At 69.9% G+C, this 11006-nt stretch carries 12 protein-coding genes; 9 read left to right on the top strand and 3 right to left on the bottom strand.

The features are described 5' to 3' along the window. Positions 1–111 precede the first annotated feature (111 nt). The 8 genes from ACIQM0_RS33050 to ACIQM0_RS33015 all read left to right on the top strand — a co-directional run bounded on the left by ACIQM0_RS33050 (position 112) and on the right by ACIQM0_RS33015 (position 6967). On the top strand, positions 112–756 hold the full coding sequence (locus tag ACIQM0_RS33050; RefSeq protein ID WP_363027415.1) for an HAD family hydrolase: 645 nt from the start codon (positions 112–114) through the stop codon (positions 754–756). Positions 757–798: 42 nt separating this feature from the next. Further along, the gene (locus tag ACIQM0_RS33045) at positions 799–2001 is read left to right on the top strand and encodes an MFS transporter (protein ID WP_401293860.1); all 1203 of its coding nucleotides are present in this window, start codon (positions 799–801) and stop codon (positions 1999–2001) included. Next, positions 1970–3142, top strand: coding sequence for an acetoin utilization protein AcuC (locus ACIQM0_RS33040; RefSeq protein ID WP_401293858.1), 1173 nt, complete (start codon positions 1970–1972; stop codon positions 3140–3142). The genes ACIQM0_RS33045 and ACIQM0_RS33040 overlap by 32 nt, the downstream gene beginning before the upstream one ends. 92 nt (positions 3143–3234) lie before the next feature. Further along, positions 3235–4050 carry a phosphatase gene (locus ACIQM0_RS33035; RefSeq protein WP_363027409.1) on the top strand — a complete coding sequence of 272 codons (816 nt, stop codon included), beginning with the start codon at positions 3235–3237 and terminating at the stop codon, positions 4048–4050. Between the two features lie 128 nt (positions 4051–4178). Then, complete coding sequence (locus ACIQM0_RS33030; protein WP_158072253.1) at positions 4179–4391, top strand: helix-turn-helix domain-containing protein; 213 nt, start codon at positions 4179–4181, stop codon at positions 4389–4391. Positions 4392–4501: 110 nt separating this feature from the next. Next, entirely contained in the window at positions 4502–4600 is a 99-nt protein-coding gene (locus ACIQM0_RS33025) for a 30S ribosomal protein bS22 (protein ID WP_003948845.1), read from the top strand. A gap of 216 nt (positions 4601–4816) precedes the next feature. Continuing rightward, the gene (locus ACIQM0_RS33020) at positions 4817–5914 is read left to right on the top strand and encodes an NAD-dependent epimerase/dehydratase family protein (protein WP_385035906.1); all 1098 of its coding nucleotides are present in this window, start codon (positions 4817–4819) and stop codon (positions 5912–5914) included. A 15-nt stretch (positions 5915–5929) separates the two neighbouring features. Further along, positions 5930–6967 (top strand): lysophospholipid acyltransferase family protein, encoded by a 1038-nt coding sequence (locus ACIQM0_RS33015; protein WP_401293854.1) that lies wholly within the window; start codon positions 5930–5932, stop codon positions 6965–6967. A 97-nt stretch (positions 6968–7064) separates the two neighbouring features. Here the strand turns inward: ACIQM0_RS33015 and ACIQM0_RS33010 are convergent, their stop codons facing one another. From ACIQM0_RS33010 to ACIQM0_RS33000, 3 genes are all read right to left on the bottom strand, one after another. Next, on the bottom strand, positions 7065–8261 hold the full coding sequence (locus ACIQM0_RS33010; protein ID WP_401293851.1) for a DUF5667 domain-containing protein: 1197 nt from the start codon (positions 8259–8261) through the stop codon (positions 7065–7067). Between the two features lie 225 nt (positions 8262–8486). Next, on the bottom strand, positions 8487–9263 hold the full coding sequence (locus ACIQM0_RS33005) for an ECF subfamily RNA polymerase sigma factor, BldN family (protein ID WP_123460007.1): 777 nt from the start codon (positions 9261–9263) through the stop codon (positions 8487–8489). A gap of 279 nt (positions 9264–9542) precedes the next feature. Next, a complete protein-coding gene (locus tag ACIQM0_RS33000) occupies positions 9543–10502 on the bottom strand; it encodes an HAD-IB family hydrolase (RefSeq protein WP_363027403.1) in 960 nt (319 codons plus the stop codon). Positions 10503–10662: 160 nt separating this feature from the next. Between ACIQM0_RS33000 and ACIQM0_RS32995 the strand changes: the two genes are divergently transcribed. Further along, complete coding sequence (locus ACIQM0_RS32995; protein WP_401293847.1) at positions 10663–10938, top strand: glutaredoxin family protein; 276 nt, start codon at positions 10663–10665, stop codon at positions 10936–10938. The last annotated feature ends 68 nt before the right edge of the window (positions 10939–11006 follow it).

Raw genomic sequence — 11006 nt, 5'->3', positions numbered from 1 at the left:
CAGGGGGGACCCTGTGGGAGAGTAGGACGCCGCCGAACTCCTTTTATAGTTAAGCCCCGTGCCCTTGTGGCACGGGGCTTTTCTGCGTTCCCGACGGTTTAAGGTCGTGACATGCGCTACGAACTGGTCATCTTCGACAACGACGGTGTGCTCGTGGACAGCGAGCCGATCTCCAACACCATCCTGGCCGACTACCTCACGGAGCTCGGGCACCCCACCTCGTACGAGGAATCCCTCCGTGACTACATGGGGGCCGCCATGCACCGGGTGCACGACCTCATCGAGGAGCGGGGCGGGGAGAAGCTGCCCGCGGACTTCGACGACACGTTCCACTCGCGGGTGTTCGCCGCGTTCCGGCAGGAGCTGCGACCCGTCCCCGGCGTCGAGGAAGTGCTGGGGGACCTCGTCGCCGAGGGGGTCCCGTACTGCGTCGCGTCCTCCGGCAGCCACGAGCGGATCAGGGTCGGGCACCTGAAGACCGGGCTCGACCAGTGGTTCGAGGAGGAGTGGATCTTCAGTGCGGAGGACGTGGGGCGCGGGAAGCCGGCACCCGACCTGTTCCTGCACGCCGCCGACCGGATGGGGGTGCCGCCGGAGCGGTGCGTCGTCATCGAGGACAGCCCGCTCGGAGTGGAGGCGGCCAGGGCCGCGGGCATGGACGTGTACGGGTTCACGTCGATGATGCCGGCGGACCGGCTGGCCGGGGTGACCGGGCATTTCTCCGACATGGGACAGCTGCGCGAATTGCTTGCCTGACGCGTCTACCCATGGGTAGAAACTGGCTCTACGCTCGCGCCCATGACAGATGCACGTTTGCGGCACGGCAGAGCCTCCCTCGCGTTGAGCTTCTTCGTGCAGGGCGTCACCTTCGCTCTTCTCGTGACGCGGATCCCCGCCATCCAGGACCGGTACGGGATATCCGACGGCCTGCTGCCCGTGTTCCTCGCCGCCGTGCCGATCCTGGCCGGTGTGGGCAGCGTGGTCACCGAGAAGGTGGTCGTGCGGGTGCGGCCGCGCGTGGTGCTGCGGTGGGCCCAGCCCGTCGTCCTGCTCGCGCTGCTCGGCGTCGGTGCCGGGAGCGAGCTGTGGCAGGCGGCCCTGGCGATGGCCGCGTTCGGGCTGGCCGTCGGTGCGCTGGACGCGTCCATGAACATGATGGGTGTCAGCCTCCAGCGGGCGTACGGACGCTCCATCATGCTCGGCTTCCACGCCGCGTACAGCCTCGGCGGGATCGCCGGGGCCTCGATGGCGTGGGCCGGGGCGCACTGGGATCTGTCGCTGCTGGTCTCGTACCTCCCGGTCGTGGTGGTGCTGCTGCCCGTCGCGCTCGCCGGGAGCCGGTGGTACGCCGAGGGGAAGCACGAGGACGAGGGGCAGGCCGCAGAGCGGGGGAAGGCCGCGTCGGTCTCGTTCAAGCTGCTGATGCCGCTCTGCCTGGTGATGAGCTTCGCGTACATCGGGGACTCGACGGTCTCCAACTGGAGCGCCAAGTATCTGCAGGACGTGCTGGGGAGCTCGGAGCAGCTCTCGACCGTTCCGTACAACGTCTACATGGTGACGACGCTGCTGGGGCGGGCTGTCGGGGACTTCGGGGTGCGGCGGTTCGGCGCGGTGGCCGTGGTGCGGTTCGGGAGCGTGGTCGCCGCGGCCGGGTTCGGTGTCGTGGCCGTCGCCGGCGGGGCCTGGGTCGGGATGCTCGGGTTCACCATGCTGGGGTTCGGGCTCTGCGTGATCGTGCCGCAGACGTTCGCGGCCGCGGGGCGGCTGTTCCCCGGTGCGAGCGACACCGCCATCGCCCGGCTGAACATCTTCAACTACGTGGGATTCCTGGTCGGCTCGCCCCTGGTGGGGGCGCTCGGGGACGCCTGGAGCTACCGGGGCGCGATGCTCGTACCGATGGTGCTGGTGCTCGCGATACTCGTGTACGCCAAATCGTTCGGCGCGGAGCCCGCCCGATACGGTGGCGGGCATGAGCGGCCGCGCACAGCTGATGTGGGATGACGCAGTAACGGGATACGACTTCGGGGACAGTCATCCCATGGACCCGGTCAGACTTGCCCTGACCATGGGCCTGGTGCGGGCGTTCGGTCTCGACCGTGCGGTGGACGTGGTGGCGGCCAAGCCCGCCGGGGACTCCACGCTGCGGCTCGTGCACCGCTCGGACTACGTGGCGGCCGTGCGGGCGGCCTCGGTGGATCCGGACCGCGCCGACCAGAGCTACGGGCTCGGGACGACGGACGATCCGGCGTTCGCCGGGATGCACGAGGCGTCGGCGCTGATCGCCGGGCAGTCGGTGGCCGCGGCGGAGGCGGTGTGGCGGGGGCAGACCGGGCACGCGGTGAACTTCTCCGGCGGGCTCCATCACGCCATGCCCGCCAGCGCGTCGGGCTTCTGCATCTACAACGACCCGGCGCTCGCCATCGCCCGGCTCCTGGAGCTGGGCGCGGAGCGGGTCGCGTACATCGATGTGGACGTGCACCACGGGGACGGCGTGCAGGCGGCCTTCTGGGAGGACCCCCGGGTGCTGACGGTCTCGCTGCACGAGCACCCGCGGACGCTCTTCCCGCAGACCGGCTGGCCGGAGGAGACCGGCGCGGGGGCGGGCGAGGGCGGTGCGGTGAACGTGGCACTGCCGGCCGGGACCGGGGACGCGGGGTGGCTGCGGGCGTTCCACGCGGTGGTGCCGGAGCTGCTGGCGGACTTCCGGCCGCAGGTCCTGGTGACGCAGCACGGGGCCGATACGCACTTCGAGGATCCGCTGGCCCATCTCGCGGTGTCGCTGGACGCCCAGCGGGCCGTGATGGCGGCCTGCCACGACCTCGCCCACGCGTACGCGGACGACGGGCGCTGGGTGGCGCTCGGCGGGGGCGGCTACGCGGTGGTCGACGTGGTGCCGCGGTCCTGGACGCATCTGGTGGGGATCGCCGCCCATGCGCCCGTCGACCCGGAGTCGGTGATCCCGTCGTCCTGGCGGGACGAGGTCTACGCCCGGACCCGGCAGCTCGGGCCGGCCCGGATGACGGACGGCCGTACCCCGTCGTGGAAGTCGTGGGAAGAGGGGTACGACCCGGCGGACCGGCTGGACCAGGCGGTGCTGGCGAGCCGCCGTGCGGCCTTCCCGCTGCGGGGGCTGCTTACCTGACGCCCGGCCGCCGCGCCCGGCGGTTACGCCAACTGTGGGGCGTATCCGGGCTTTTGGTCCCCGGGCGGTGCGGGTACGGGAGCATCGGCAGGGTGTTGAGCACCGGAGCGCTGCGCGCTCATCTGCTGGCGGCCCGGCTGGCCGGGCCCGTGGCCACCCCGCGGGAAGTGAGTCTGAGGAGTTACCGGCTCTTCGCGGCCAGGGACCCCCGGGTGACGCTCGGTCTCGATCCCGGACGGGGCTGGGGGGAGCGGGAGTTGCTCCGTCTGATGGCCGAGAAGTGCGGGGTCTCCGACGATCCCGCGCATGTCTCGGGTCCGGATGTGATCGATCCGGAGCGGACGATGGCGGGGCTGGACGCGTTCGCCGCGCGGCTGTCGTACGCGGCTTCGCGGCGGGCGCCGGTGCTGTTCGGAACGGGACATCCGCACCGATTGCTCGGCTTCTACGCAGCGTTGGCAGACGCTTTGTCGTCGGTCGGGTGCGCTGTACTCACCCCCGCGCAGGGGCGATGTATCGACATAACGACCCGGTTCGGCGTACGCACGTACAACCTCGACTACGTACGGGGAGTCGCGCTGGTGCGCGAACCCGGCGTGCGGGTGCCCGGTGGTGGTACCGGCGCACACTCCCACTCCCCGCTGCCGGTCAGGGTCGTTCTGGAGGCTGCCGTGGAGGCCCGGGGCCCCTTGCCGGAACTCGTCGTGGGGGACCACGGCTGGGTCTGCGGGGCAGGTCAGCTGGGCATCGAGGCGATCGGGCTGGCGGATACGGACGACCCGGCGCTGTTCGTCGGTGAGGCCGAGGGGAGGGTGTCGGTCGTCGTTCCGCTCGACGACGCCGTGCGGTCCGCCTACTACCTGCCGCTCACGCGCTATGTGCTCAATCGGGCGTGTCTGTCACAGTAGGCGGCCGATCGTCTCTCCTCTTCCCCACTCGCATCACCCGCCCCTAATCTGGGGAGTGAGCGCACATCGACGAAGAGTCACCGGAGGGGAAGCCGGTGCGCGTCGCGTGCGGAAGGTACAGGTGGATCATGGCTGCTGACAGCGAGAGGCCTCTCAACGAGGTCAAGTTTCTGACCGTGGCGGAAGTCGCCTCGGTCATGCGAGTGTCGAAGATGACCGTGTACCGCCTGGTGCACAGTGGTCATCTGCCGGCGATCCGGGTGGGCAGGTCCTTCCGGGTGCCGGAGCAAGCGGTTCACGAGTATCTCCGGGAGTCCTTCGTGGGGGTGGGGTCGGCCTGACATTCCCCTCGGATTACGTCCCTCACCCGGTGGCGGGTAGGCTAGGCCGACGTAGGTCGTGTGGGCCCAGACGCCCCGCACCAGTGAAGAAGAAGTGAGCGAGGGTAGTCGTGGGCTCTGTCATTAAGAAGCGGCGTAAGCGGATGGCCAAGAAGAAGCACCGCAAGCTGCTCAAGCGCACTCGCGTTCAGCGTCGCAACAAGAAGTAGGCGAACGCAGTTCGTGAAATCCGCAGCCCTTCCGCCATCACGGCGGGAGGGCTGCGGTGCTGTGCGGACCATGCGCGCATTCGGGCCATGACGCGGCACAAGGCTGCCGCGCGGGCGTCACAGGGCAACATCCACCCGCTACGGTGACGACTGGGGCCACCCTCTTCGAGGATCCCTCCGACTCACTTCACGGGAGACCGACGGAAGGCGCTGATCTTGGGGAAGGTCGTGCTCGTCACGGGAGCGGCCCGGCAGCTGGGCGGCCGCTTCGTGCGGCGCATCCAGCGTGATCCGGGCGTGGACCGGGTGATCGCGGTCGACGCGGTCGCGCCCGGCCACCAGCTGGGGGACGCCGTCTTCGTGCGCGCGGACATCCGCCAGCCCGCCATCGCCAGAGTCCTCGCCGAGCACTCGGTCGACACCGTCGTCCATCTGGACGTCAGCGGGAAGGGGCTCGGGGCCCAGAGCCGTACCGCGGTCAAGGAGACCAACGTCATCGGCACCATGCAGCTGCTCGGTGCGTGCCAGAAGGCCCCGGCCGTCCAGCGGCTGGTGATCAAGTCCAGTACGGGTGTGTACGGCTCCGCGCCGCGCGACCCGGCGGTCTTCCACGAGACCACCCCGCCCAAGTCCCTGCCCAGCGGGGGCTTCGCGAAGGACGCGGTGGAGGTCGAGGGGTACGTACGCGGCTTCGCGCGCCGCAGGCCGGACGTGGCCGTGTGCGTGCTCCGGTTCGCGAACATCCTGGGGCCGGACGCGGATTCGCCGCTCGCGGACTATCTGGCGCTGCCGGTGCTGCCGACGGTGTTCGGGTACGACCCGAGGCTCCAGTTCGTGCACGAGGACGATGTCATCGACGTACTCGGCATCGCCGCGAGCGAGCCGCGGCGCGGGACCCTGAACAGCGGCACGTTCAACATCGCCGGGGACGGGGTGCTGCTGCTCTCGCAGTGCTCGCGGCGGCTGGGGCGGCCGACGATGCCGCTGCTGCTGCCCGCGGTCACCTGGGTCGGCCAGGCGCTCCGTGCGGTCGGGATGACGGACTTCTCGCCGGAGCAGATCCGGCTGCTCACCCATGGCAGGGTGGTCTCCACGGTCCAGATGCGCGAGACCCTGGGCTTCCGGCCGCGGTTCACCACGGTGGAGACGTTCGCGGAGTTCGCGCGCAGCCGTGGACCGGGACTGCTGCCGCCCGAGGCGGTGGGCCGGGCCGTCGGCAGACTGGCAGCGATGCCGTTCGCCGGAGGGACCGGCGGGGCTCCGGGGATCACCGGGGCCGGCGGCGACACACACCCGACTCCGAGCGGCAGGTAGAGGAGCGCACCGACGATGGCGGACGCCAAGGTCATTCCGTTCGACGACGACCGTTCGCGGTCGGGGGGCTCACCGCGTGCTGCGCGGCGACGGTCCCCCGGACGCGGCAACGGGTCCGTGAGCGCCCTGCCGGGGCAGTCGGACGCCGGACTGCCGCCGAGGGAGCCGGAGGAACCGGAGGAGCCCGTGGTGGCATCCGAGGACGCGGGACGGGGTGGCTGGGACCGGCGGATCGCGGGCGGGCTCGCGTTCCTGCGGCGGCGGGTCACGGGCGAGTACGACGTCGACGAGTTCGGCTACGACGAGGAACTCACCGACCAGGTACTGATGTCGGTGCTGCGGCCCGTGTACGAGAAGTACTTCCGGGTCGAGGTGAAGGGCATCGAGAACATTCCGTCGGACGGCGGGGCGCTCATCGTGGCCAACCACTCCGGGACGCTGCCGCTGGACGGGCTGATGCTCCAGGTCGCGGTGCACGACAACCATCCGGCGGGGCGCCATCTGCGGCTGCTCGCGGCGGACCTGGTCTTCATGCTGCCGGTCGTCAACGAGCTGGCCCGCAAGGCCGGGCACACGCTGGCGTGCGCGGAGGACGCGGAGCGGCTGCTGAGGCAGGGCGAGGTCGTCGGGGTGATGCCGGAGGGCTTCAAGGGCATCGGCAAGCCGTTCGGCGAGCGGTACAAGCTCCAGCGCTTCGGGCGGGGCGGCTTCGTGTCGACGGCGCTGCGGGCCGGGGTGCCGATCGTGCCGTGCTCGATCGTGGGGGCCGAGGAGATCTACCCGATGATCGGCAACTCCAAGACGCTGGCGCGGCTGCTGGGTACGCCGTACTTCCCGATCACGCCGACGTTTCCGTGGCTGGGGCCGCTGGGAGCGGTGCCGTTGCCGACGAAGTGGACGATCCAGTTCGGTGAGCCGATTCCCACGGACGGGTATCCGGTGGAGGCGGCGGAGGATCCGATGCTGATGTTCAATCTGACGGATCAGGTGCGGGAGCAGATCCAGCACACGCTGTACAAGTTGCTGGTGCAGCGGCGGTCGGTGTTCTTCTGAGCGTGCCCGGGTGCGTCCGGGGTGCCGCTCTGTCCTCAATCGCCGGACGGGCTTGATTTTGCCGGACGGGCTTGGGGATGCCCGTCCGGCGGTGGGGTCAGGGTTCGTTCCTGCTGTTGATCCCTAGGCCTCCGATCAGGCCGGGGATCAGCGGGGGCAGGGTGATGTCCGGCGTGGGTGGTGTGCTCGGGGTGTCCTTCGACGGTTCCGTGGTGTCCGGCGCCGGCGGGTCGAAGAGGTCGTCCGCGCCTCCGAGCAGGCCGTCCTCCGGAGAGGTGTCCGAGCCTGACGGGTGGGGCGAGGAGCTGCTGTCCTTCTTGCCTTCGTGCGCGTCGGCGGGTGCGGAGGACGGCGGGGAGGGCCGGTGCGAGGACGGGGCCGTGCCGGTGCCGGTCCCGGTGGAGCCGGGCTGCTGCGATCCGCCGCTCTTCTCCTTGGTGCGGGGGAACAGCGACTGCAGCGGCGCGACTTCCTCGTCTATGGCCGCGAAGACGGAGCTCACCTGGTCACCGAGCTCGGTCAGCTGGACGGGCAGCCGGTCGCGGAGGCTGGTCCAGCTCGCGCGGTGCGAGCGGGAGAAGGAGTCCAGGGTCTGGATCGGCCCGATGGCGCCGTCCCGCTGGTAGGCGGCGTGGAGCAGGCGGTGGCCCTCGGTGGCGTCGTGGGTCATGCCGTTGAGCGTGCGCCTGACCTCGCCGAGCTGTTCGTGGTCCAGGTCGGCCGCGCGGCCGCGCTCCATCAGCCTGCGGGCTTCGCTGAGCCGGGTCGATGCCTGGTCCAGGTAGACCTCGCCGCGGGCGGTGTCGCTGCCGGCCAGGTTGAGGTGGAGGTCCTCCATGCCGCGCTTCAGCCCGTAGAGCGAATCACCGGGGAGGGCGTCGGAGCTGGCGGCTGCCACACCGCCGAAGGCTCCCGCGGCCACACCGACGGTGAGTCCGCCGGCCGCGAGGCCCTTCGTCCAGCGCGATCTGGGGCGCAGTTTGCGGAGCGGGGAGGCCCGGTGGGCCCCCTTGCCCCGTTGTTCGGGAACTGTAGGGGCCGCGGACGCGCCGCCCGTGGCGAACATGGCCTCCATGGCGGCGACGAGCTGAGCTCGCTGCACCACTTTGACCTCGGGATCCAATACCGGCTTCGGTAGCTCACCGAGGCCGTTCGCCAGGGCCAACAGCGGTCCGCGGTCGGCCGGTTCGGCCGGTTCCTCGGGCTGTACGGCCGCCGCACCGCGGAGCGACTGCTCCTCCACGGCCTGGGCGAAGGCGTTCGCCCGCCGGTGTGCCGAAACGTTTGCGATCACTGGCGGCACCTCCTCTCGTCATGACGGTCGACTCCCCTGAGGGTCCGGAAGGTTGCACACCTTGAGCGCATCCACACGATTGAGTGAGTGTCTGCGGACATGGGGTGACGACAGGGGGCCTGCAACCGGCACAACGAGTGGCGCGGCACTTGGGTTACGCACGAAAGATGATCGGACCAGTGGCTGATGAACATATTGCCGAGAGTGATTCGGCCCGGGTTGGGGTCAGCGGGCATCGTCCGGAAGGAGTCGGGCAAGTGTGCGGACGGCGCGGTACTGCAGGGTCTTGATCGCGCCCTCGTTCTTGCCCATCACCCGGGCGGTCTCGGCGACCGAGAGGCCTTGCAGGAAGCGCAGGGTCACGCACTCCTGCTGCTGGGGGTTGAGTCGGCGCACGGCTTGCAGCAGTGCGGCATTGGAGAGGGACTCCAGGACGGAGTCCTCGGGACTGCGCTCGACCTCGTTGGCGTCGAGCATTTCGCCGGTGGTCACTTCCAGCCGGAATCGACTGGATTTGAAGTGGTCGGCGACCAGGTTGCGAGCGATGGTGACCAGCCAGGCGCCGAAATCGCGGCCCTGCCAGGTGAACGTGGAGATGCGCCGCAGGGCGCGCAGGAAGGTCTCACTGGTGAGGTCCTCCGCTGTCGCCTTGCCGCCCACGCGGTAGTAGATGTAGCGGTACACGGTGTCGCTGTACTGGTCGTAGAGACGGCCGAAGGCGTCAGCCTCACCGGCCTGTGCGCGCTCGACGAGATCCATCATGCGCGCGCTGTCGCTGTCAGCTGTCGGCCGACGAACGGTGGACGTGGTCGTTGCGCCGCGGTTGCTGCGTCTTCCGACCGCCGCACCGCGTTCGGCCAGGGCGTAGCAAGGGCCGGCAGGTGCAGGGGTGGCAAAGGCGGGTACGGCGTACGCGGTGGGGACGAAGCCGCGCAAGCGGTCGGCGACCGTTGCGCGCAGCGTAGCCAGGCCCGAGGCGTCAACCCCGACGTGTGGGTACACGGGACTCCCAGAGGCAGAGCTTCCATCACGTGCAGTGCGAAACCGTCACTCGTCGTAGTGAGTGGTGGGTTCCGAATGCGTCTGAGGAGAATAACGCTTCGTACAGGCAGTGCTACACCCAGTTGCTCAAATCACCGGTTACGTCGTTTCTGTAGCGACTATTCGGCACATCAAGTAGCACATCGTGACCGGTTATTGATCAAATAACTTCGAGATCTGCCGATAGCCGCGACAGGTTGTGGTCGGGTGAGGGTGACCCGGTCAACCGGCGCGGCGGGGTCAGCGGCGGCGGCGGTGCAGGGCGACGGCTGCGGCGGTACCGCCCGCGAGGGCGCCCACTCCCGCGGCGGCCGGGATGCCGACCTTGGCCGCCTTGCGGCCCGTCCGGTAGTCGCGCAGCCGCCAGTCGCGGGCACGGGCGTACTTGCGGAGCTTGGCGTCCGGGTTGATCGCGTACGGGTGTCCGACCAGGGACAGCATCGGGATGTCGTTGTGCGAGTCGCTGTACGCGGCGCAGCGCGCCAGGTCCAGGCCCTCCGCCGCGGCCAGGGCGCGTACCGCCTCGGCCTTCGCGGGGCCGTGCAGCGGTTCGCCGACGAGGCGCCCGGTGTAGACGCCGTCGACGGACTCCGCGACGGTGCCGAGTGCGCCGGTCAGGCCGAGGCGGCGGGCGATGATCGTGGCGGTCTCCACCGGGGCGGCGGTGACCAGCCAGACCTTCTGGCCGGCGTCGAGGTGGGCCTGGGCGAGGGCGCGGGTGCCGGGCCAGATGCGGTCGGCCATGTACTCGTCGTAGATCTCCTCACCGATGGACATCAGTTCGGAGACGCGGTGGCCCTTCACGATGGACAGGGCGCTGTCGCGCGCGTCCTGCATGTGTTCGGGGTCCTCGACGCCCGCCAGCCGGAACCAGGCCTGCTGCCAGGCGAACCGGGTCAGCTCACGGCGCTCGAAGAACTTCCGCTTGTACAGGCCGCGCCCGAAGTGGAAGATCGCGGCGCCCTGCATCACGGTGTTGTCGAGGTCGAAGAAGGCGGCGGCCCGTTCGTCCCCGACGACGGGGAACTCGGGCTCCCCGGCCTCCGCGCCGGGCGTGGCGCCGGCCTCCGCGTCGGCTTCCGCGGACCGCTCGGCGTCGAGCGACGACTTGCGCGCCGCCTCTGCTGCTGCCTCGCCTGCCAGCACGCTCCGTGCTGTCGCGGAGCGCCTACGGGGTGTGAGCCATCCAAGAGCGGCCATGTCGTGAGCATAGCCAGTCGGTTCGGCCCTTCCCGACCTGCCGGGATGCGAGGGCGTGAACTCTCGGGGACCGCACGGTTGAACGGGTGATTCCGGGCGCGGGGGACGGCGCGGGGGACGAGGGGGCGGGCGGCTCTCCGGGCGGCGGAGAATGAGGGGTATGAGTGCCCTGCTGCGTCGTACGAAGAAGAAGCCCGCGGACCGGGTGGTGACCCTTGTGGGGAAGCCCGGGTGTCACCTCTGTGACGATGCCAGGGCGGTGGTCCGCGTGGTCTGCGAGGAGATCGGCGCGTCCTGGGAGGAGAAGGACATCACCCGGGACGAGGAGCTGCACCGGGAGTACTGGGAGCAGATCCCCGTGGTCCTCATTGATAACGAACAGCACACGTTCTGGCGGGTGGACCCGGTAAGACTGCGCAGTGCGCTGCTTTCCTGAGTGAAACCCGGTTAACATCATGGGCGTTTTGAGTGGTCCCGGGGGTGTAGTCGTGAGGAGCGTGTACC

Source organism: Streptomyces sp. NPDC091387, assembly GCF_044756945.1.
Taxonomy (GTDB): Bacteria; Actinomycetota; Actinomycetes; order Streptomycetales; family Streptomycetaceae; genus Streptomyces.
Note: the sequence above shows the minus strand (reverse complement) of the source record. Positions and strands in the feature narration are given on the sequence as shown.